The organism is Vibrio campbellii CAIM 519 = NBRC 15631 = ATCC 25920 (genome assembly GCF_002163755.1).
Taxonomy (GTDB): domain Bacteria; phylum Pseudomonadota; class Gammaproteobacteria; order Enterobacterales; family Vibrionaceae; genus Vibrio; species Vibrio campbellii.
On the sequence record NZ_CP015863.1, the window covers coordinates 2,048,239 to 2,070,168 of the forward strand.

General features: G+C 45.7%; 18 protein-coding genes and 1 pseudogene. 5 read left to right on the top strand and 14 right to left on the bottom strand.

What is annotated here, in order from left to right; genetic code table 11:
- Window positions 1-196: 196 nt before the first annotated feature.
- A complete protein-coding gene (locus A8140_RS09890) occupies window positions 197-1,387 on the top strand; it encodes an amino acid aminotransferase (protein ID WP_005530385.1) in 1,191 nt (396 codons plus the stop codon).
- Between the two features lie 114 nt (window positions 1,388-1,501).
- Here the strand turns inward: A8140_RS09890 and A8140_RS09895 are convergent, their stop codons facing one another.
- Window positions 1,502-2,143 carry an outer membrane beta-barrel protein gene (locus tag A8140_RS09895; protein ID WP_005530386.1) on the bottom strand — a complete coding sequence of 214 codons (642 nt, stop codon included), beginning with the start codon at window positions 2,141-2,143 and terminating at the stop codon, window positions 1,502-1,504.
- Window positions 2,144-2,362: 219 nt separating this feature from the next.
- Here A8140_RS09895 and A8140_RS09900 point away from each other — a divergent pair, with 219 nt between their 5' ends.
- Window positions 2,363-4,252 carry a DUF294 nucleotidyltransferase-like domain-containing protein gene (locus A8140_RS09900; protein ID WP_005530389.1) on the top strand — a complete coding sequence of 630 codons (1,890 nt, stop codon included), beginning with the start codon at window positions 2,363-2,365 and terminating at the stop codon, window positions 4,250-4,252.
- A gap of 8 nt (window positions 4,253-4,260) precedes the next feature.
- Window positions 4,261-4,980, top strand: a complete 720-nt coding sequence (locus A8140_RS09905) for a 3'-5' exonuclease (protein ID WP_005530392.1) — start codon at window positions 4,261-4,263, stop codon at window positions 4,978-4,980.
- A gap of 122 nt (window positions 4,981-5,102) precedes the next feature.
- Here A8140_RS09905 and A8140_RS09910 read toward each other — a convergent pair whose 3' ends face one another.
- Together A8140_RS09910 and A8140_RS09915 are read right to left on the bottom strand one after the other, a co-directional pair.
- Window positions 5,103-6,986, bottom strand: coding sequence for a methyl-accepting chemotaxis protein (locus A8140_RS09910; RefSeq protein ID WP_005530394.1), 1,884 nt, complete (start codon window positions 6,984-6,986; stop codon window positions 5,103-5,105).
- 226 nt (window positions 6,987-7,212) lie between these two features.
- Window positions 7,213-8,783: pseudogene (locus A8140_RS09915) on the bottom strand (BCCT family transporter).
- Between the two features lie 395 nt (window positions 8,784-9,178).
- Here A8140_RS09915 and cosR point away from each other — a divergent pair.
- Window positions 9,179-9,655 (top strand): MarR family transcriptional regulator CosR, encoded by a 477-nt coding sequence (gene cosR / locus A8140_RS09925; protein ID WP_005429716.1) that lies wholly within the window; start codon window positions 9,179-9,181, stop codon window positions 9,653-9,655.
- 56 nt (window positions 9,656-9,711) lie between these two features.
- Here cosR and A8140_RS09930 read toward each other — a convergent pair whose 3' ends face one another.
- The 6 genes from A8140_RS09930 to A8140_RS09955 form a co-directional block, all read right to left on the bottom strand.
- On the bottom strand, window positions 9,712-10,350 hold the full coding sequence (locus A8140_RS09930; protein WP_005530403.1) for a response regulator: 639 nt from the start codon (window positions 10,348-10,350) through the stop codon (window positions 9,712-9,714).
- On the bottom strand, window positions 10,343-11,698 hold the full coding sequence (locus A8140_RS09935) for a cache domain-containing protein (protein WP_005530405.1): 1,356 nt from the start codon (window positions 11,696-11,698) through the stop codon (window positions 10,343-10,345). Before A8140_RS09935 ends, A8140_RS09930 begins: the two co-directional genes overlap by 8 nt.
- A 133-nt stretch (window positions 11,699-11,831) precedes the next feature.
- Entirely contained in the window at window positions 11,832-13,118 is a 1,287-nt protein-coding gene (locus tag A8140_RS09940) for a TRAP transporter large permease (RefSeq protein ID WP_038862539.1), read from the bottom strand.
- Window positions 13,119-13,130: 12 nt separating this feature from the next.
- Window positions 13,131-13,670: a TRAP transporter small permease subunit gene (locus tag A8140_RS09945; RefSeq protein WP_005530408.1), complete on the bottom strand. Its 540-nt coding sequence runs from the start codon at window positions 13,668-13,670 to the stop codon at window positions 13,131-13,133.
- 129 nt (window positions 13,671-13,799) lie between these two features.
- Window positions 13,800-14,894, bottom strand: a complete 1,095-nt coding sequence (locus tag A8140_RS09950) for a TRAP transporter substrate-binding protein (RefSeq protein ID WP_005530409.1) — start codon at window positions 14,892-14,894, stop codon at window positions 13,800-13,802.
- 413 nt (window positions 14,895-15,307) lie between these two features.
- A complete protein-coding gene (locus tag A8140_RS09955) occupies window positions 15,308-15,670 on the bottom strand; it encodes a hypothetical protein (RefSeq protein WP_005530411.1) in 363 nt (120 codons plus the stop codon).
- 271 nt (window positions 15,671-15,941) lie between these two features.
- Here A8140_RS09955 and A8140_RS09960 point away from each other — a divergent pair, with 271 nt between their 5' ends.
- Entirely contained in the window at window positions 15,942-16,610 is a 669-nt protein-coding gene (locus A8140_RS09960; RefSeq protein ID WP_005530414.1) for a DUF2982 domain-containing protein, read from the top strand.
- Between the two features lie 12 nt (window positions 16,611-16,622).
- Here the strand turns inward: A8140_RS09960 and A8140_RS09965 are convergent, their stop codons facing one another.
- The 5 genes from A8140_RS09965 to A8140_RS09985 all read right to left on the bottom strand — a co-directional run bounded on the left by A8140_RS09965 (window position 16,623) and on the right by A8140_RS09985 (window position 21,927).
- Complete coding sequence (locus tag A8140_RS09965; RefSeq protein ID WP_005530416.1) at window positions 16,623-17,279, bottom strand: MBL fold metallo-hydrolase; 657 nt, start codon at window positions 17,277-17,279, stop codon at window positions 16,623-16,625.
- Between the two features lie 129 nt (window positions 17,280-17,408).
- Entirely contained in the window at window positions 17,409-17,957 is a 549-nt protein-coding gene (gene mepK / locus A8140_RS09970) for a peptidoglycan L,D-endopeptidase MepK (RefSeq protein ID WP_005530418.1), read from the bottom strand.
- Window positions 17,958-18,129: 172 nt separating this feature from the next.
- A complete protein-coding gene (locus A8140_RS09975) occupies window positions 18,130-19,695 on the bottom strand; it encodes a L,D-transpeptidase family protein (RefSeq protein WP_005530420.1) in 1,566 nt (521 codons plus the stop codon).
- 131 nt (window positions 19,696-19,826) lie between these two features.
- Window positions 19,827-20,909: a DUF1513 domain-containing protein gene (locus A8140_RS09980; RefSeq protein ID WP_005530422.1), complete on the bottom strand. Its 1,083-nt coding sequence runs from the start codon at window positions 20,907-20,909 to the stop codon at window positions 19,827-19,829.
- Window positions 20,890-21,927 carry an imelysin family protein gene (locus A8140_RS09985; RefSeq protein ID WP_005530424.1) on the bottom strand — a complete coding sequence of 346 codons (1,038 nt, stop codon included), beginning with the start codon at window positions 21,925-21,927 and terminating at the stop codon, window positions 20,890-20,892. The genes A8140_RS09980 and A8140_RS09985 overlap by 20 nt, the downstream gene beginning before the upstream one ends.
- Window positions 21,928-21,930 lie beyond the last annotated feature (3 nt).

Below are 21,930 nucleotides of genomic sequence, written 5' to 3' on the forward strand. Positions count from 1 at the left end.
AACATCGCCGCTTAGCCAGTTATCCCCCTCTTAAAACGCTTGTTAAGAAGGGTTTTTATATCAAAAGCCTTTGTTATGTTAGATTTCTGTTTCAAATCAAAATTATTTTAAGTTTTCTGTTCACTAACTGTTGTAACGAATATTGCTGGAAGGTATAAATGTCTGCAGACCCCTTCGATTAACATGGATGAAGATTATGTTTGAAAAAGTAGTTGCCGCTCCGGCTGACCCTATTCTTGGACTAACTGAAGAGTTTAAAAAAGATACTCGCGCTGAAAAAATCAACCTAGGCGTTGGTATTTACAAGAACGAACAAGGTGAAACCCCTGTTCTTGCGAATGTTAAAAAAGCCGAAGCCTCACTGATTGAAACTGAAAAAACCAAATCTTACCTGACCATCGAAGGTACTGCAGAATACGGCCTTGCCGTGCAAAAACTGCTTTTCGGTGCTGATGCTGAAATCGTCGCAGACAAACGCGCTAAAACAGCACAAGCTCCAGGTGGTACTGGTGCATTACGCGTTGCAGGTGAATTTATTAAGCGCCAACTTGGTAGCGTTAAAGTGTGGATTAGTAACCCAACTTGGGCTAACCACAATGGCGTATTCACTGCCGCAGGTATTGAGACAGCACAATACAGCTACTACAACGCAGAAACCAAAGACAAAGACTTCGACGCAATGCTGACTGATCTTCAGTCTGCTTCCGAAGGCGACGTGGTTCTGCTGCACGGCTGCTGCCACAACCCAACAGGTATCGACCCAACTGCGGAAGAGTGGGAAACACTGGCTAAGCTGGTTGCTGATAAAAAACTACTTCCTCTATTCGACTTTGCATACCAAGGTTTCGCGAAAGGTGTAGAGGAAGATGCAGCAGGTCTACGTACTTTCGCTAAGTACAACGAAGAGATCCTAGTAGCGAGCTCTTTCTCTAAGAACTTTGGCCTTTACAACGAGCGTGTTGGTGCATTCACTTTAGTTGCAGAATCAGAAGAAGTGGCAACAACAGCATTTTCACAAGTCAAAGCAATCATCCGTTCTATTTACTCTAACCCACCAGCTCACGGCAGTGCGGTTGTAACTCATATTCTTGGCGACGCAGCACTGCGTGCAGAATGGGAAGCAGAAGTAGCAGAAATGCGTGACCGTATCCAAGAGATGCGTGAACTGTTTGTAGCAACTCTGAAAGCAGAAGGTGTCGACGCAGACTTTAGCTTCATCGAGCGTCAAAACGGCATGTTCTCGTTCTCTGGTCTGTCTAAAGAACAAGTAAACCGTCTGAAAGAAGAGTTCGCAATCTACATTGTTGGCTCTGGCCGCATCAGTGTAGCGGGCATGACGAAGTCAAACATGGGTCCTCTATGTAAAGGCATTGCTGCGGTTCTATAATCGCCCTTCTTGCTCAAACAAGCCGTAATAAAAAAGGTCAGCAATTGCTGACCTTTTTCGTACATCTATTTGAATTCGAACGGTTCTAATTCAAATAACGAGAATTCACACGGCTCAATAAACGAACTTAAAGCTGATGCCCACTTCGTTGATGTGATCAGATTCTCGGCTTTGATAATCAGTGTCGCGGAACTGATAGTAAAGCCCAGTACCAATCACATGGTGCCATTGGTAGTTAAACGCGATCTTGTAGTTGTTCTCATCCACAATATCACTGCGATTTAAGTGAACTTCTGCCGTTGCCATCAGCTTTTCACTGAATAAGTAATTAGCACCAATCGTCACACCTTGAATAAATTCACTATCCGATGAAAGCGTTCGATCGGTATTGTCGTCGGTCGCTTTGGCTTTAATCGCACCAAGCCCATAGATACCATACACATCAAACTGTTCATTAATACCGTAGCGATAACCACCACCAAACATCAAACGGTCTATACGCAAAGTGAAATCGTCTGGGTGGAAAAACTGCGCGGAGTAATCGACATTAAACAGCCAGTTGTCGGTGAACATATAGTTACCACCCAAGCCCAACGTCGTCGCGTTGGAATTATCTAGCCATTCTTCATTTGTGGTACCAGCCCCGATGTCTAGATTGATGTGCTCGTAGCCAAATTTATCGATTTGTTCTGACTCTGAGGCAACGCTCATTATTGGTAATGCTACAAGAGGTGCAGCTAATAATAGTCTTACCATTCTACTTCCTTCCATGAGTGTCATCCAAAACTCTTCTTTATACGCCCATTGTATTGATTTAATTCGTCATCTTGGTGACAGCGTAGCCGAAATAATAACGAATTGCCGTGCGACTTGTCTGAATATTATCATTGCGCACGAAAAACAGTGATCCGATAAGATTCTGTTTTAAAACTAAGTTAAGATTACCCTATCACTTGCAAACCAAAAGGCACCTTAATGGAAGCAGAACTTCTCGAGATATATAACTTTCTCGCCAAGTATCCCCCATTCAACGAGCTTCCGGAAGAAACGCTCACTAAAGTGACAGAGAACATCGAAATCTCTTACTACCGTCAAGACACTCCTATCATTCACTTCGGCGACCAGATCAATGACCTATACATGGTTCGCAGCGGCGTGGTTGAAGTCTACCGACGTAAAGGTGAGCTGTATAACCGACTCGACGAGGGCGACCTTTTTGGTCAAATGGGTCTTCTTACCAACAACAAAGTTCGCTTCCCTGTAAAAGCGATTGAAGACTCCTTACTTTACTGTATTCCGCAAGATATCTTCCAAGAGCTTTACGATAACTTCGACTCATTCGCTGATTTTGTCGAAGTAGAAAACAGCGCACGTCTTCGCCAAACGGTATCTGAAAACAACGATGCAAATGACTTGACCACTTCTAAAGTCAAAACGCTCCTTACCCGCGAAGCGCCTACCATTGAGCGAGACCAGACAATCCAAGAAGCAGCACAACTGATGGCGCAAGACAACGTTTCTTCGCTGTTGATTGTAGACCCAGATTTTGTGCTGGATGAAGAAGATCCACAATCGCCAGTCGTTGGTATTATCACGGACCGTGATTTGTGTACTCGCGTCTTGGCTGAAGGTCTATCACCGCTCGATGAAGTATCGACAGTGATGACGACCGAAGTTATCTCACTGGACCACAACGCATACGTGTATGAAGCCATGCTAACCATGCTTCGTTACAATGTGCACCACTTGCCGGTAGTGAAAGAGCAAATGCCGATTGGCATCATAGAAGCGACAGATATCGTTCGTTATGAGTCGCAGAACTCCTTGTTACTGGTTAGTAGTATCTTCCAACAACAAACCATCGAAGACTTAGCCATTGTTGCAGAAGAAGTGAAAAGCAGCTTCGTACGTTTGGTCAACGAAGACGCCAACTCGCACATGGTCGGCAGTGCCATGTCGGTGATTGGCCGAAGCTTCAAACAACGTCTACTCGAAATGGCAGAAGAAGAATTAGGCCCACCACCTATTCCCTACTGCTTTCTTGCTCTAGGCTCCATGGGCCGTGACGAACAGCTTCTGGTTACCGACCAAGATAACGCCATCATTCTTGATGACACCTATAAAGAAGAAAAGCATGGTAAGTACTTTGAGGCGCTCGCACAATACGTCAGCGATGGCTTGAACGTGTGTGGCTATAAGTACTGTACTGGCGACATTATGGCAACCAATCCAATGTGGCGTATGACTCGCTCACAGTGGGAGGAGTGCTTCGCCGATTGGATTGATGATCCAAACCCGAAAGCGCTACTCAACGCCTCTATCTTCTTCGATTTAGACGGTGTCTATGGACGTTTGAAATGGGCTGAACAGTTAACCAGCTTCATCGTGCGTCGCGCTCGTAAGAACAACCGATTCTTGGCATGTTTAGCACGCAACGCGTTGAACCGAACTCCACCGCTCGGCTTCTTTAAAGACTTCGTGATGGAGAAAGATGGCCAGCATAAGAACTCGATCAACCTAAAACGCCGAGGCACAGCACCTCTGGTGGACTTGATTCGCGTTCACTCGCTTGCGGTCGGCTCCCGCGCTCAAAACTCATTTGAACGCCTTGATGACATCATCGACGCCGGTATTTTGCCAAAAGGCCGTGCGCAAGACTTGAAGGATGCGATGGAGTTCATCTCTATGGTACGTATCCGCCACCAAGCTACGGATGTTGAGTTAGGTACTGAGCCGGATAACAACATTGAGCCTGAAAACCTGTCAGATTTCGAACGCCGAAACCTAAAAGATGCGTTCCAAATCCTCAGCAATGGTCAGAACTTCTTGAAGTTCCGTTATCAGGCCAGCAACAAATTTAAGTGAGGCGTGGAATGATCAAAAAGTTGTTTCAAAAGCCTAGCATCCAGTGGCCGATGAAGTTCCAGCAAAAGTTGGAACGTGCTACAGACGAGCGCTTGGTCGCCTTTTATGCTAAGGAATTACCTGCTCCGGAGACACCGCTCTCTCAGGTGGAATTTGTCGCATTAGATTTCGAAACGACAGGTTTAAACCCGCAAAAAAACGGCATTATTACCATTGGTTTGGTGCCGTTTAATCTCAATCGTATTTTCTTGCGTCAAGCGAAACACTGGAAAGTCCGCCCTCAAGAAAAGCTCGATGAAGACTCCGTCATCATTCACGGCATTACCCACAATGAACTGATTGATGCGCCCGATTTGGGCGAGATCCTTGGCCCATTATTGGAGAGCTTAGCGGGTAAGATTGTCGTGGTGCATTACCGCCGCATTGAACGAGAGTTTCTTGATCAGGCTCTTCGTACTCGTATTGGTGAGGGTATTGAGTTTCCGGTGTTAGATACACTGCAGATTGAAGAAGACATCCAACAGAGAACCTCTGGCGGTTTGTGGAATAAACTCAAAGGCAATAAGCCGAAATCATTGCGTTTGGCTCAATCTCGTCGACGTTATGGACTGCCAGATTACACGCCGCATCACGCGTTAACCGATGCGATTGCTACCGCCGAGTTGCTACAAGCGCAAATCGCACACCACTACCAAGCAGATCAGCCGATCAGCAGTTTGTGGGTATAGCGAAGCGAGAAGCGAGAAGCGAGAAGCGAGAAGCGAGAAGCGAGAAGCGAGAAGCGAGAGCATTTTCTACCAATAAACAAAAAAAGGAGCCAAGCGGCTCCTTTTTCACACTTAAAAACCAATTACAGTTTAAAGCGTTTGATCTCTTGCTCTAGCTCATGAGAAAGCTCAGACAGATGCGCCGCTTGCTCTGCTGCTTGGTGTGCTTCAACAGAAAGCTCGTTAGACACGTCACGAATGCCTTCGGTGTTGCGAGTGATTTCTGTCGTTACAGACGCTTGCTCTTCTGCCGCAGACGCAATTTGCGTTGCCATGTCGCTAATACGCTCAACCGCAGAGTGGATTTGAGTCAAGCTTACCGCTGCCGAGTTTGCATCATCGACACTGGTGTCAGCAAGACGACGACTGTCATCCATGATACCCACCGCTTTCGCCGTTGTGCCTTGCAGCATTTCGATTGTCTCTTGGATCTCTTTCGTTGATGCGTGAGTACGTTGGCTAAGTACACGCACTTCGTCAGCTACAACGGCAAAACCGCGACCTTGTTCACCTGCACGTGCCGCCTCAATCGCCGCGTTCAGTGCCAACAGGTTAGTTTGCTCTGCAATGCCTTGGATGGTCGAAAGAATGGTGTTGATCGCGTTACCGTGTGCTTCCAGCTCTTGGATAACATTGGTCGCAACTTGCACTTCTTGCGCTAGGTTTTGGATAGAGCCTTGAGTTTGCGTTACTTGGCCAGAGCCATGCACACAGGCTTGTACTGCTTCTTCAGAGCTTGATGCCGTGTTATCTGCGTTTCCTGCAATCTCTTGCGTCGCTGCAGCCATCTCATTAACGGCAGTCGCTACCATGTTGATTTCATCTTGCTGGTAAGAGATACGCTGACTACGCTCTTCAGCTTGTTGTGCCGTTGTACGCGCTTGTTCTGACAAGGCTGAAGAGACATGACTCAGTTTGGTCACCATGGTGTGCATGTTGCCTACAAAGCGGTTGAAGTTATCGGCTAGTTTGCCCACTTCATCATCACTGCGAGGTTCCAGACGCTGCGTCAAGTCACCCTCACCTGAAGCAATTTCTTCCAGTGCTTGTGATACTCGGCCAAGATCGCGGAACAAGAAGCCAACCAACCAAGATACCGCAACAATCACCACAATAGTGATCAATACCGCGGTAATAACCATCTCACTTAGAAGTTGCGCGTGGCTTGCTTCTTCCGTTGCGCGATCCATCTCGATGGCGAACATCCAGTTTGTTCCCGGTACTTTGCTAAAGTAAAAAAGCTTCTCTTGACCTTTGATCGTTGCTGTTTCAATGGTTCCAGAATTTGCAGCACGCTCAACAGAGCCTTTCGAAAGCTCTTGAGTAAGGTCAGTGATTGGCTTAAGCGTTAAGCTTTTGTTTGGATGCGCAAGGAAAGTGCCATCGTTCATGTCGATCAGCATTGCATGCGCGTTTTCACCCGCATCTAGGTTGATAACGTCGTCAATTAGCTGATCGATCAGTACGTCCGCACCAACCACACCAATGAACTTACCGTTTTTCATCACAGGTTCTGCGATAGTCACTAGCAATGCATTTGTGATCGCGTCTTGGTACGCTTCAGTGATGATTTGCTTGCCCGCAGCATTGGCATCTTTATACCAAGGGCGAGTGCGTGGGTCGTAATCTGCACGGTTACGTTCTGGGTGAGAACGGTACATGTCACCTTCTGGTGTGCCCAGAAAGATATCGTCAAAGCCCCCCGCTTTGCGTGCTTGTTGTAGGAAAGGCACAACGTCTTGCTCTGTTGAGTAGTCGTTGAAAGCCTTAGCAATGTCTTTGCGAATCGATACCCAATCAGAAATACCTTCTGAAGCGGCGTTGCTAAGACTTTGCGCTCGTGAATAGACACCTGAACGCGTCTGATCAAAAAGTTGATCAGCCGACAGCCAAGTGAGTGCTGTTGCCATCACAACAACAGCAGACAGGCTTGCGCCAATTAGCTTTTGTTTTAATGATAATTTCATAATTATTATAAAGGGTTGGGAGAACAGTTTAGGTGCTGAATTTTACACGCATTTTACAAAGTAATCACGAAGATCATTCACAAAATTGAGACTATAAAGTGTTGTAAAATAAAGAATTTACTTCGCCATTTTTTTGGCAAGCGTCAGAAAAACTGCACAAAAAAAGCCAGCATTTCGCTGGCTTTTTAACTCGTTAATATCTAACGACATTTATAAATCACATCAATTATTGACGCTCTGTTCTCATACCCATCAATAGGCTGACACACATTGCAAGCAATACAAGCGTGAATGGCAATGCTGTCGAAATAGCACCAGCTTGTAGCGCTTGAACCGCTTCTGAGCCACCAATCCAAAGTAGCGCAACCGCGATTGCACCTTCCATGAATGCCCAGAATACACGTTGTAGAACAGGCGCATCCACTTTACCACCAGCTGTAATGCTGTCGATAACCAGTGAGCCAGAGTCCGATGAAGTGATGAAGAATACCAATACCAACACAACGGCAATGATAGACAGCATGTTACCAAATGGCAGAACATCAAACATTTGGAACATGGCTAATGAAACGTCTGTAAGTCCGTTCGCACCTAGCTCACCCACATTATTCATCACTTGGTCGATTGCTAGACCACCAAATGTTGACATCCAGATCAGCGTCACGACGGTTGGTACAATCAGAACAGCAGTGATGAACTCACGAACCGTACGGCCACGTGATACACGCGCGATGAACATACCTACGAATGGTGACCATGAAATCCACCAAGCCCAGTAGAATACAGTCCAACCTTGGAACCAGGCTTCGTCAGTACGCCCAAACGGGTTACTTAGCGGCACTAAATTTTCTAGGTAAGCCATTAGCGTTGTTGGGATAGAGCCCAGCGTTACCGCCCAACCAATCAAACCAACAAGAATCAGTAGCAAGAATGCGATAACCATGTTGATGTTACTGATGACTTTTACACCGCCATCAATACCACGGATTACCGATACCACTGCAAGCAGGGTTACTACTGCGATTACCACGATTTGCAAGCCAAGACCTGGCTCAACACCGAACACGTGGTGAATACCACTCGCCGCTTGTTGTGCACCTAGACCTAGAGACGTAGCTAGACCGAATAGCGTTGCTAGTACCGCTAGAATATCAACAATGTGACCAGCCCAACCCCATGCGCGATCGCCCAGCAATGGGTAGAAGATCGAGCGCATCGATAGAGGCAAGCCTTTGTTGTATGTGAAGAAAGCAAGTGAAAGTGCTACGACACCGTAGATTGCCCATGGGTGTAGACCCCAGTGGAACATCGTCGCGCCCAGTGCAAGCTTAGCGGCTTCCGGCGTGTTTGCCTCTACACCTAGCGGGGTTTCATACCAACCAGTGAAGTAAGCCACTGGCTCTGCCACACTCCAGAACATCAGACCGATCCCCATACCTGCTGCGAACAACATCGCAAGCCAAGACATAAAGGAGTAATCAGCTACCGCGTCTTTACCGCCAAGGCGAATCTTACCCATTGGTGACACAATCAAAGCTAGGCAGAAGATTACGAAGATGTTGCCTGAAAGGATGAATAGCCAGTCAAATGAGCTAATGATTTTTAGCTTAATGCCATCCAACGCTGTTTTGCAGTATGTGCATCAAGCACCAACGCCGCGACAAGAAATAGTGCAATGAAACCAGCACTGATACCAAAAACAGGATTATGTACGTCAAACCCCCATTTCTGGACGTTGTCTTGACCAACCGTATAGTCGGTACTGTCGATACTGTACTTATCTATACCTTTTGTCATTGTTCCTCTCTTTTGCATTCAATATTTTTAACAAGGCATTAAAAATCATTTGAACACGATACATTTTATTTTCCATGAAAGTGGAAGATCCTACCATTTAAGGCGTTTTTGTCTATCTTTTGCTGATAAAAAATCCAATAACTTACTTTTCAATCAGAAAAATCCACCAAAAAAAGCGAAAACAACCACAGCAATAATTAGACCACAAACATTTATTACTATAATAATCCTAGTCGTGCCTTTTTTCCTCTCAGAAAGACCTTAAAAGTAATAAGGAGAGCCAAGGCAAATTATTTTAAATTGGTGTCACGATCCCTAACGTAGCCCTTTAAATAACAGCGTTTTTGAGTTAGTGTCGCCTCGTTATATGATCCCTTAATGACTGGATTACGAAATTGGAAAAGTACGAAGAAGTCTTGGTCTCGATTCGTCAGATCATCCGCGCTATTGATTTACACTCAAAGAAGTTAAGCAAAGAGTCTGGTTTGACGGCTCCTCAGCTAATTCTGATGCGTGCCATAAGTGAATTAGACAATGTCACGATTAAGCAATTGTCTAGCCACACCAATATGAGTCAGGCAACTGCAACGACCATTCTGGACCGCCTAGAGCGCAACCAGTTTGTCGAACGCCGCCGTAGCGTAGAAGACAAACGTAAAGTGCATGCTTTACTGACTGAGAAAGGCCAAGAGGCACTAAAACAAGCCCCGACACCGCTGCAAGAACACTTCATCAATCGCTTCCAGAAGCTGGAAGAGTGGGAACAGAGCTTACTGCTCTCTTCTGTTCAGCGTATCTCTACCATGATGAATGCCGAAGACATTGATGTTGCGCCAATGCTCGAGCTTGGAAGTATCACCAAGCCAGAATAAGCTTCTTCTTTAGCGCTTATCACTCTTTCCCCGATGAGCGCTTTGTTATCCCTTCCCTACTCCGTTAATCCCGTTTCAAACGCGTATTTCGCCAACTCAGCTGTCGAGTGCAAATCCAATTTGTGTTTGATGTTATGACGATGCGTCTCTACCGTTCGATAACTGATATCCAAAAGCGTAGCAATCTTTTTACTGCTATGCCCTTGCGCGACCAATTTTAATACAGCTTCTTCACGACGGCTCAGTGGGTTGGGCTTTTGTGTCGCAGGTACCACATCTTGGGTAAACAAGGTTTGAGTGACCGATTCACAAAAATAAGTCGAACCTTGATTAACGGTTTTGATTGCTTGCACCATCTTCTCGGCTGAGATTTCTTTCAGCATGTAGCCCACAGCACCAGCTTGCATCACCTTCATGATGTACTCACGGTTATCATGCATGGTTAACATCAAAATTTTGCTCTCTGGACGCTCTTCCTTAATCACACCCGTGGCTTCGATGCCATTCATGATGGGCATACTGATATCCATAAGAATCACATCGGGGTTGAGCAATTTGGATACTTCAATCGCCTCAAGGCCGTTGCTCGCGGTACCAATAACATCAATATCAGGCTCTAGCTCTAGACGCGCCATAAACCCATCAAGCACGACCTGATGATCATCCACTATCACCACACTAATTGGTTTATCCATAAACTAATCCATCCAAATCTAACAATACGGTGATTTCTGTCCCAAGCCCCGGTTCACTCATCAATTCAAACTCACCACCAATAAACTCAACACGCTCACGCATATTACGCAAACCAATGCCTTGGCGGTGTACAGATTGATTGACCATAAAGCCAATGCCATCGTCACGTATGATCAATTGCAGCATATTGCCCATCTTTTGCAAAATTACCGTGACCTTTTTTGCCTTGGCGTGTTTCTCGATATTATTCAAAGACTCCTGTGCCACACGGTACAACGTGGTCGCGACTTCCGATTTCAGCTTGAGCTGTGCCGTATCAAAATGGCTCTCGATATCCATACCTGAGTGAGAATGAAAGTCTTGCAGCAAGGTCGAAAGCGCCGCTTCTAGGCCGATGTCATCCAAGGCACTAGGACGAAGCTGGTGCGAGATATGTCGTACTTCATTAATTGCGGTGATCAACGAGCGTTGAGATTTATCAAGGTGGGATTTGAGCTTTTCATCCTCGATTCGATGTCCCATCAAATCTAAATGACATTTGCTCGATACAAGCAGTTGGTTAATACCATCATGCAATTCGCGAGCAAGGTGCTTCTTCTCGTCTTCTTGGAACATCACGGTTTTGTGGGCAAGCTCCTTCAGGTTTTTATCCGCTAAGCGATGTTCGTGTAAATTGATTGCCAACGTTAAAACGATGATCACCGCAACCGTCACAACAAGAATCACGACAACAGTAAAAAAGGTCGTCTCGATATTCTGGTTAACGGCGGCGCGCATATTGGCGACCTCGTGACTTACGTCTTCAATATACAAACCAGTACCAATCATCCATTCCCATTTGTCGAGCCAAGCGGCGTAGCTCAATTTGGGGACAACTTCTCCGGTAGAAGGCTTTTGCCAAAGGTATTGATGGAAGCCACCACCCAATTGGGCTTGATAGAGCAGTGCTTCAATAAGATGGTCACCGTTTTCATCTTGAATATGCAGCAGGTTTTGTCCAACTAAATCAGGAAGAATGGGATGAACTAAGTTGGTACCATGTTTATCGTAAACAAAGAAATAACCATCGGAGCCATAGCGCAGCCGATTGAGAATCGCTTTCACGCGCGCTTTAGCCACATGCTCTTCTATCGAGGGATCGTTGTAGATATGGGAAATCGCATCGAAAGCCAGATCAACGGTATCTTTCAATGCGACTTCTTTAGACTTGATCAGGCTTTTATGAAAGATTTCCACTTCACGCTGACCTAGCGTCTTTGCTTGGTAAATGGAAATCCAACTGATGCTTGCTGACACCAACAACACAGGGATCAACGCCAGCAAGATGAGTTTAGCTTTGAGAGGCATCCCTTCCCTCCATGAAACGCTGCCTAGCACAATTGATAACCAGCTTAACAACTTGTCTCAAAAGGTAAAAACTCTCAGCTCACAAATTCGCCACTCCCACTTACATTACGCAGATCGCATTAGACTAGCCGAATTACGACATGCCGTAGAAGCCCGGAAAGAGTAACAATGAAGCAAGCACAACAATTTGAATCGCAATGAATGGCATCACACCACGGTAGATATCTCGCGTTGTTACACCCGCAGGAGCCACGCCCTTCAAATAGAACAAGCTAAAACCAAATGGCGGTGTAAGGAATGACGTCTGAAGGTTCATGGCAATCAGGATCGCAAACCACGTCATGTTGATCCCCATAAGCTCTGCCACTGGTGCAATAATAGGAACGATGATGAAACAGATTTCTACAAAGTCGATGAAAAAACCAAGGATCAGAATCACCAACATGGTAATAATCAAGAAGCCCCACTTCTCACCCGGAAGTTGAAGCATCCACTCTTCAACAAGGTAGTCACCGCCCGTGTAGGTAAATGCCATTGAGAATGCCGTCGCACCAAGCAAGATTGCAAACACCATCGCGGTCACTTTTACGGTCTCTTTAGACGCCTCATACACCATTGACCAGCTGAACTGTCTGTAAAGCAGAGAAAGCACTATCGCACCTGCGCCACCCAACGCCGCAGATTCGGTCGGAGTAGCAATACCCGCAAAGATAGAACCTAGAACCACAATAATCAGTGCAAGTGGTGGCAATACGGCTTTAAGCGCGGTTATCACTTCTTGTTGGCGGCTGATGGATTCATCACGCTTGATCGGTTGAGCGGCCTCTGGGTTAAGCTTGGCATAGATCAGAATGTAGACAACGTAAGCCCCCACCAGCATTAAGCCCGGCCATACAGCCGCTTGGAATAAGTCACCTACGGGTACTCCTAATACATCACCGAGCAAAATTAAGACTATTGAAGGCGGGATGATTTGGCCTAGCGTACCGGACGCACAAATGGTGCCACAGGCCAGTCCTTTGTCGTAGTTGTACTTAAGCATAACTGGCAACGATATTAGGCCCATAGCGACAACCGATGCGCCGACCACACCCGTCGATGCCGCAAGCAACGCGCCCACTAAAACGGTAGAGATAGCGATACCGCCACGAATACCACCAAACAAACGCCCCATCGACTCAAGCAGTTGCTCAGCCAATCGGGTCTTTTGTAATACCAACCCCATGAAAACAAACAGCGGTACTGCCATCAGCACCGTGTTCTCCATGATAGATTGAATGCGATATGGCATGAATGCAAACATCTCAATGCCTTCTGCCCATACGCCGAAAACTAATGCAATGCCACCAAAGGTAAAGGCAACAGGAAAACCAAGCAGTAGCGCAAACAGAGCTACAAAAAACATCACTATACCGATCATACTGACTTCCTTTTACGACTTACCGTTGTTACCGGCATAGATAAGATGAGGGTTAACAATTTTATTGATGGAATGAAGCAGTAAACCTACACCACTGACCGCCATAAATAAGAATGACAGCGGGATCATGCCTTTAATGATCCATCGATAAGGCAAGCCACCCGGATCACCGGACGTTTCGCCAAGGGCATAGCTCTCTTTGGCAAAGTCGATACCAAACCAAGCAACCAATAGGCAGAACGGGAATAAGAAAAATAAAGTGCCTAGGATGTCGATGATGGATTGCGCTTTGTAGGACAAGCGCTCGTAGAAAATATCCACTCGAACATGGCCGCCCGATTTGATTGCGTAAGGGACACCGAGTAGAAATACAGCGGAGAATAAATGCCATTCCATCTCTTGAAAGGCAATAGACACGTCATTAAACACGTAACGCATGACAACGTCGTACACCACGTTCGCTAACAATAAAATGAAGAGGATGCTGGATAACCACCCCAAAAAATCACCGAAGCGGTTAAAGGTTCGCTCAATATAAATAAGGCTTCTCATTCCGAACTCCATGGAACGTGTGGATTGGCTCCGCTGGTTCGCGGAGCACTTTTATGGTCTTCTCTAAGAGAAGTTTTTCTTGGGCTTCATTTGTAGGCTCAATCTCTCGATATCACCCACTTGATGAAGTTATTGTTGAGCTTGGCTATTTAGGTAAGCTCGGTGTGAAATATCAGACCAAGGGCGTACTTGCTCGATGTAGCTAGCTTGCGATTCTTGAATTTCTTTTGCTAAAGCATCTTTTTCTGCATGCTGTTTTAGTAGACGAACGTTCGCTTCACGCAGTGCAGCAGTCACCTCTGGTGGGAAGTCTTTCACTTGAACGTCTGGGTACTCTGATTGGATAGACGCCCAGTTTTTACCACTCTCATGCTTAGATTGCGTGTACATGTCGTACGCTGCTGCTTTCATCGCCACTTGAAGAATCGCTTTCAGATCATCCGGTAGACGCTCCCAAGTACGCTTGTTGACTAGGAATTGCAGCTCAGTGCCTGGCTCATGCCAACCTGTGTAGTAGTAAGGTGCAATTTTGTGGAAGCCCATACGTAAATCAAGAGACGGACCTACCCACTCCAACGCATCGATTGTACGACGTTCAAGCGAAGTGTATAGCTCGCCCGGTGCGATGTTGGTCGGTTTCGCACCTAGCTCAGCAAGGATTTCACCTGCAAAGCCCGGGATGCGCATTTTCAGACCTTGTAGATCGTCGACTGATTTGATTTCTTTCTGGAACCAACCGCCCATCTGCGTATCAGTATTACCACCAGGGAATGACAATAAGTTGTGTGGCGAGTAAACCTTTTCCATCAACTCCATACCGCCACCGTAATAGAACCAAGCGTATTGCTCGGTAGGCAGCATACCGAAAGGCATAGAGGTAAAGTAAAGGGTGTTTGGCACTTTGCCTTTCCAGTAATAAGAAGCAGAGTGGCCCATGTCGTATTGACCGGACTTCACCATATCAAACACGCCAAGTGGGGCTTTGTGTTTGTTTGCTGAATCAATGCGGATTTGTAGACGGCCATTTGACATTTCCTCTGCCATTTTGGCCATGTTCTTTGTCGCATCACCAAAGATCGGGAAGTTAGGTCCCCACGTTTCCGCCAGTTTCAAGCGATATACTTTATCGTCAGCAGCGTTAGCAGAAGTCGCTACGAATGCCATGGTCGCAACCATCGCTGTCGCTTTGAGCACTCGTTGCAAAGATTTTTGGATAAGACTCATCGTTCACGTCCTTTGTCACCAAGGTTATTGTTGTCATCCATTACATAAGGATTCGCTATAGAAGATGGGACATTGGATGGAAGTAAGAAATGGGCATGAACACGCACAAATTTGCGCTTTCAAGCGAGTGTTAGCAATTAGTATTACGTACTAATACGTAGTCTTTATGATGGACATATTTTGTATAAACGATAAATCAGGGAGTTAGACAAGCAACAAGAACAGTAAGGTTGAGGAACTACTTAAGTAGTTGACTGCGGAAGAATTTACACAGTATTTAATAAAATGTGACAAATGACGGCTTTGTATCATTAGAATTTTCAATTAGAAATCGAGAAAAGACAGATTTCAGGTAAAAAAATACCCCGACCGAAGTCGAGGTATTCAATTAAGAAACAGAATTACAGCGGTAATTAAACTGCTTTATAGATAACTTTGTTGCCTGCTAACTGCTCTTTTTGAACTAGGTTTTCTTCAAGAAGCTTCTTCAGTGCGCCAGTAGCCCATGATGCCGCTTTAGCTTCTTCTTGACCAGCAGCTAGACCAATACCTTTAGGGTTGATACCTTCAGCATTAGCAACAACGATATCTAATACTTGTTGTTGCTTAGGAGTAAGTGCAACCTCAACAGTTTTCGCTGCAGCTACTTTCTTCTCAGCTACTGCTTTCTCAGCAACAGGTTTTTCTGCTTTAGGTGCCGCAGCTACATTTGCTACTGTCGCTTTAATGCGTTTTTGCAGTTTCATCTGCACTTTACGCTTATGAGCAAGTCTCATTGAATATTTCTCCAGTTCACTGCATCTCAGCAGGGATGAAAATTTGAAGCGCGTTTTATACCAAAATTCATTAGCGATTTGTAGGTTTTAGCGGCGAAACGCGATGAAAAATGCGCTGACTGCATAGAACGTCTACTATTTAATCAGATAAATTGTGAACGGATTTATTGAATACTGGGTATAAAAACAGAGGTTTTAAATACTTAATAAGCACATTGGTGAATATTAAGAAAGCGATACCTCCTACCCAATATTCATTGAGGCTGAAAGCATGGAAACGCTGCATCTGACTAACTCACACTTCAAATCTGACTCGCCCATTAACAAATTGATTATGCTCTTGGTCGTGCTGATCACTTTGTTTCTTGTACTGATTGCTCCAGGGTGGAAACAAGCCATGTTATCAGTGGTCTTGATGGCCATCATTGTCGGCTTTGCCATCGTAATGATCAAAAAGAGCCAGGTGTCCTTTACCCTGACCTCCTCCCACTTTCAACAACATCTCTTTAAAGGCGGTTGGGTAGTTCGATGGCAAGATATTGACTCCATTGGTATTTGTACCTACGAACAAGAAGGTTGGCACCAGCCTTTACCTTGGATAGGCATTCGATTAAAGCACTACTCTCCTTACTTAAATGCGATTTGTCCACGCATCGCCACAGAAATCTTGCTTGGGCAAAGGGCTTTACTCTACTTGGGCGCAAGACAAAATAACTGCGAAACAAAGTTTGAGGATATGGTGCTCGATCCCGCGCCGTACATTAATCAAAAAGGCATTCATTACGACGGCTTGTTAGCGATGTTAGCAAACAGGATGAAATATCAGAGACAGTTTTACGGCTATGATGTGTTTATCTCAGCCAGTGACTTAGATAGAGAAGCGGAGGAGTTTGTGGGATTGGCTCGACGTTACTTAGCGGCCGCCGAGCCAGATGCTTAATTCAGAAACGCCTTAGTAAAGCGGCATTTCGTCAGCAACGAATGGGTTGGTTTTGCGCTCGTGGCCAAACGTTGACTGTGGGCCATGACCTGGGACAAAAGTAACATCATTACCTAGTGGCCATAGCTTGTCTTTGATAGAGCTAATAAGCGTGTTGAAATCACCTTGTGGGAAGTCTGTACGACCAACGCTGCCGTTAAATAAAACATCACCAACAAACGCCAAACGCGCTTCTTCACTGTAAAGCACAACGTGACCCGGAGTATGGCCCGGAGTGTGAATAACATTCAGAGTTTGATTGCCAAAAGTGACCTTGTCACCTTCATTTAGCCATTGATGCGGTTCAAACGCTTCTGTTAGTGGAAAGCCGAACATTTGGCTCTGACCTTCTAGGCCCTGTAACCAAAAGTTGTCCGCTTTGTGAGGGCCAACAATCTCAGTACCACCAAGCAGTGCAGACAGTGGCTCAGTGCCACCCACGTGATCCAAATGACCATGTGTTAGTACTAAGTTCACGACTTCAACACCGAGCTCTTTGATAAGCATCGCAAGCTGTTTTTCATCACCGCCTGGATCAACCACAATGCCTTTCATGGTTTCATCACACCAGACGATAGAACAGTTTTGAGAGAAAGATGTTACTGGAACAACTTGGTATTTCAGAGCCATAGATAACCTATACCGAATAAACTTGCATGAAAACTGCCGCAACTATGACACTAAGCCCTAGCGACTTCAAGCTTTGCACATCGGGGAATAGCGGCTGTCTAACGGGGAAAACAACCGCTTAGAGCGCGGTTACCAAGAGCGAACGGTACCGGTATCGATATGGACGAAGTTACTGCGCGGGTAATAACCTACCCCACCCGCTTTTAAGCTCAGTGCTGCCTCACGGACAGTCGACAGCTTAACGCCATCTAAACGGAAATCGATCGCCTTTCCTTCCATGTGCATGCTTTTCTTTGCAACACCGGAAGAGCTATTTCGCAAGGACTCGTTGGTTACCGGTGAGCGGTAGCCTGAAATCACAATCACTTCAGCTTCCGTACCGATCAGTTTTTGAATTTGGCTGATTTGGTCGAACAAACGTCGATCCATTGGATGAACTTCATTACGGCGATGATCACGGCAGAACTTATCAAGACGCTTTAGTTCCTCATCTACGTAGCTCGAACCGTTGAAATAACACGATTCAAGTAATTCACCAGTATTGAGGTTATTCATCGCAAGCACACGAGGCTCGTCGGGTAATGACGCCCAAGACACAGACGGCATGGTTGAAGCAACCACAACACCACCAGCGGTCATTTTAAGAAAATCACGACGAGAAAAATTACGACTTACCATTAGAAAATACTGCTCAATTACTGTACGAGCAGCGGACATTACCGAAACCAATTTGATGCGTCAAATGCATAAATCGGTCCGGCTTGTCACTTTTGGGCTGGATTTTCTGTTTACTTATTGAACAGGAAACAGATTTTATGAATTGTAAATTTTTTTAAATTGAGAACGAATCTCAACCTTGATCATCGTATTGATAAATATCATCACGGTAGTACAAGGTGCCCTCTTCTAACCATGCGGTTTGATAGATGATATGCACTTGAATTCGTTCACTAAGCGGTACAAAGGTGTTAGAGCGACGACCATTTTGACGCTTTTTCGCTAGCCTCTCTTCCAGCCCCTGTGTCTTGAAGAGTAGCTCTGCCAATTGGTCAGCATTCTCGACACGAACGCAACCAGAACTGAACGCTCGACGATCCTGATTGAACAGATTTTTACTTGGTGTGTCGTGCAAGTAGATAGCTTGTGGGTTCGGCATATTGAATTTATACAACCCCAAAGCATTGTGTGAACCAGATGACTGTCTCATACGATATGGGAAAGTTCTTGGGTTCACTGTTGCCCAGTTGATGGTTGTTGGATCAATGATCTCGCGCGATGTCCAAGAGCGAATAATCTGGATATTGTGTTGCATCAGATACATCGGATTGCGTTTTACCTTAGGGATAATGTCTTTCACCATGATCTTCCAAGGCACATTCCAAGTCGGGTTTAGAATGACAGAATCCATAGTGCCGGTCATGATCGGGGTTTTGCGTGACGCCTTCCCTACCACAACTTTAGATTCAAACAGTGGCTGGCCATCGTGCCAATACGTCACCTCATATCCAGGTACATTGACAAATACCACATTGTCACGCTCTTTGGACCAGATACGAGATCGCTCTGCGTTTAATGCTAATGAATGTAAGCGCTGCTGCGGTGAGAAGTTAATCCAGCGCAAAGTATTTGGGCCGATAATGCCGTCTTGTTTCAAACCGTGAATACGCTGAAACTCCATCACAGCCAACTCGAGGTTTTCATCATACAGCGTGGTTTCAGTATCCAAATGCCCCACTTCAACACCAACAATTTGCATTCGAGCGATCAAGCTAGACTTATCAAACAGCTCATCACCGACACGCGCTAGCCTTTGATCTTGTTGGTAAAGAGGAAACTCAAATTTTGCGTAAGTAGATAGTGAAGAAAAAGCGGTATTGAATGATTCATCCATCTGCAATGGAGAACGCAGGTCGGTAAGAAACTGATCCAGTTTACCGACCGTAATTTCATTGCTTAACAACGACAAGGTTTCAATACTTGGTGCAGGAAACTTAACGTGAACCTTGTTGGCAAATAACCAGTTGATGCCTTCTACCGGCACTTGCTCAAGATAGGAAAGGTACATAAGCAAGGAGTCGGTCATGACAAGATCAAAATCGAGCTCATCACCTTGTTCACGGACTTGTTCTATACGACGCAGTTGATTGTCAAACTCTTGGGTTACATCTGCTAATGACACCAGCTCTATTTGGAAAATGAGCTGCGCAACATCATCTTCACTTTCCCAATTTAGACGATAATTTGTGCTTTGATATAGTTGATCGATGACCTCCGGGTAATGGATCATCTTCTCAACAGAGAGCTTTTCGACCGCGCCCTCTTGCTCTGTTTGTGCAGACGCATCAAGAGAAACTACGGTTGAAAAGCTGCAAAACGGCACCAAAAGTGCCGTTATCATAAGAAATCTAGCAATCACTGAAACGATCCTTCCGTCACATGCCATTAAAAAAGTATGGCAAATATCTCACGTGTTGCAGCTTTTAAATTAAGAATCTGCAGACGAAAACGGCAACAATACTCTCAATAAACGATTACTCAATGATCTTTCTAAATAATTCTGGACCAATGGTTGTCCCACTGCACACCACTAGCAAAGGTATTTTTGGACTCCGTAGGCCTTTGTTCAACCACTTTACCCGCCCCAGAACTGACTCGAAACTCGTCACCGTAGATCACCACACCTGAAGCGTCTGGTAAGGCACTTAGTTCGACCAATTTGCCCGTTGATTTGGACCAAATCCCGTAACAACTGCCCGGTGGCGAAGTGGCTAGGATCCATTCATCGGTTGCGGCAATACTCGCTACATAATGATTGAATCGCGCCCACTCTTCAGGCTCTGCTTGTAGATCTTGCATCTCACCACCGCGGGTGTGCATGGCGATCAATGCTGGATACTCATCCGGTTCTCCACGATATTGCTGACCGCAAAGTACCGTCTCCGTACCGTCGTGAGCTAAGTGACGAATGCTCAGCTTATGATCCGGTAGAGAGACTTGATCCAATAACTCACCTTGTTGAGACAAGTAACTCAAACTTGGCTTCATCGTATCAAGGTTGAGCGGTTGACGACCATTGGTATGTACGCCGCCAACGCCAATGGCAAGTGCACCATCAGGCATCATGATCACTTCATGAGGCCCTAGACCAAAACCGGTTAACTCATCGATTTTTTGATATTGCTTTTGCACATCATAAACACCAATGATCCCCCGGCTTGTTCCCCTCTCTCCTTCTGTCGCAAATAGCAACGTGCCGTCATGAGAGTAAACACCATGGCCATAGAAATGGCGATTCGGTTTTGCCAGTTGCAGCTTGATCATTTGCTCTGAGCGATAATCAAACACCATAAAGAAGGTGCCAGGTCGTCGACCAAAAACCACGGCATGGCCTTGCTGGTTTGTCGCCACGCCATGACCCCGCGCAGGAATAGGCAGCGAAGAGAGCGGCATGCCATGCTCATCGGCCACCACCGCCGCGTATTTGTCTCGGCCGATAATAGAACAGCCAATCAACGCAGGCTCACGAGAGCTTGTGGAAGCACAACCAAATGGCATAACAGGAACCGCCGCTCCGAAAAGAGCGGCTTTCAGTAAGGTTCGGCGGGTTTGATCAGTCACCATCAGTTGCATTAAATCCTATAACCACACCAAGCTCGATAGCCACTTCTTCGTGGATCAAGTACTTCAATTGCTCTAGTTTGTTGTATTGCGCTAGCACCATCCGATAGCCTTCTTTTGTTTGCAACGCGGCAAACAAGCTCTTATCTTCCGGCCATGTATCTAAAGCCATCTCGAACTGATGAACAACACGATCAGCTAAATCCGCATGACCTTGTTCTCTCAATAGCGCATCTAGGCCGTTACCGTCGGCAAAATAGATTGCTTCCATTGCGGTAAGGTTCGCTTTCAAGTTCGAAAGCGACGTCTCTGAACGCCACGATTCTGAAAAATAAGGACGAGGCTTACCAATCTTCGCCAATGGGCGACTCAACTTATTCATGCTGTATTCAAGCTGATTAGAGAGCAGTGAAATGTACTCAGATTCCCATTCTGTCATCTCTAGCGATTTCCAAGGGTTCTCTGCCCAAGAATCCGCGATGATCTGCGCTTTGTTATCGAGGTTTTCTGCAATCGCAACACCCGTCGCACAAGTATTACTGTTACTAGATAAAGTCGATGCCTGATCGTAAAGCAGCCATTCCAATGCGCCTAAACCTTGCACGGTAACACTTTGCGTAGAGATATCTTCTGCACTCCAAGTTTGGGCAGATTTCGTCAATATAGACATTTTACGACCAGTGGTGTTCTTTTTATCTGGCCAGAATTGAACATTCCAACTCTGCTCTAATGCCGTCGCAGGGCCACGCTCCTGCCCTTGCAATGCCATCCATGCAAGCATGGTTTGATGCCACTGCTGTTTTACTTGTGTATCTTCTTTCGTTTCTAAAGCGCAGTAATCTGCGAAGCTCCGCTCTAGTTCACCCGTTTGCGCTAAAAATGCCTGTGCAGCGTTAAACTCCACTTCGTAAACATTTTGCGAAATATGGCTGGTACTCTCAGGCTTGGTCGGGGTTGTTCCCGTTGTCGATTGGCAACCAACCAAACTTAACGCTGAGGCAATCGCACTCACTAACAGTGTCTTTTTCATAGT

Excerpts from the sequence above, each read along its gene's own strand:
- A8140_RS09890 (WP_005530385.1), top strand. The coding sequence starts at position 197 with ATGTTTGAAAAAGTAGTTGCCGCTCCGGCTGACCCTATTCTTGGACTA.
- A8140_RS09895 (WP_005530386.1), bottom strand. The coding sequence starts at position 2,143 with ATGGTAAGACTATTATTAGCTGCACCTCTTGTAGCATTACCAATAATG.
- A8140_RS09900 (WP_005530389.1), top strand. The coding sequence starts at position 2,363 with ATGGAAGCAGAACTTCTCGAGATATATAACTTTCTCGCCAAGTATCCC.
- A8140_RS09905 (WP_005530392.1), top strand. The coding sequence starts at position 4,261 with ATGATCAAAAAGTTGTTTCAAAAGCCTAGCATCCAGTGGCCGATGAAG.
- A8140_RS09910 (WP_005530394.1), bottom strand. The coding sequence starts at position 6,986 with ATGAAATTATCATTAAAACAAAAGCTAATTGGCGCAAGCCTGTCTGCT.
- A8140_RS09930 (WP_005530403.1), bottom strand. The coding sequence starts at position 10,350 with ATGGATAAACCAATTAGTGTGGTGATAGTGGATGATCATCAGGTCGTG.
- A8140_RS09935 (WP_005530405.1), bottom strand. The coding sequence starts at position 11,698 with ATGCCTCTCAAAGCTAAACTCATCTTGCTGGCGTTGATCCCTGTGTTG.
- A8140_RS09940 (WP_038862539.1), bottom strand. The coding sequence starts at position 13,118 with ATGATCGGTATAGTGATGTTTTTTGTAGCTCTGTTTGCGCTACTGCTT.
- A8140_RS09945 (WP_005530408.1), bottom strand. The coding sequence starts at position 13,670 with ATGAGAAGCCTTATTTATATTGAGCGAACCTTTAACCGCTTCGGTGAT.
- A8140_RS09950 (WP_005530409.1), bottom strand. The coding sequence starts at position 14,894 with ATGAGTCTTATCCAAAAATCTTTGCAACGAGTGCTCAAAGCGACAGCG.
- A8140_RS09955 (WP_005530411.1), bottom strand. The coding sequence starts at position 15,670 with ATGAGACTTGCTCATAAGCGTAAAGTGCAGATGAAACTGCAAAAACGC.
- A8140_RS09960 (WP_005530414.1), top strand. The coding sequence starts at position 15,942 with ATGGAAACGCTGCATCTGACTAACTCACACTTCAAATCTGACTCGCCC.
- A8140_RS09965 (WP_005530416.1), bottom strand. The coding sequence starts at position 17,279 with ATGGCTCTGAAATACCAAGTTGTTCCAGTAACATCTTTCTCTCAAAAC.
- mepK (WP_005530418.1), bottom strand. The coding sequence starts at position 17,957 with ATGGTAAGTCGTAATTTTTCTCGTCGTGATTTTCTTAAAATGACCGCT.
- A8140_RS09980 (WP_005530422.1), bottom strand. The coding sequence starts at position 20,909 with ATGCAACTGATGGTGACTGATCAAACCCGCCGAACCTTACTGAAAGCC.
- A8140_RS09985 (WP_005530424.1), bottom strand. The coding sequence starts at position 21,927 with ATGAAAAAGACACTGTTAGTGAGTGCGATTGCCTCAGCGTTAAGTTTG.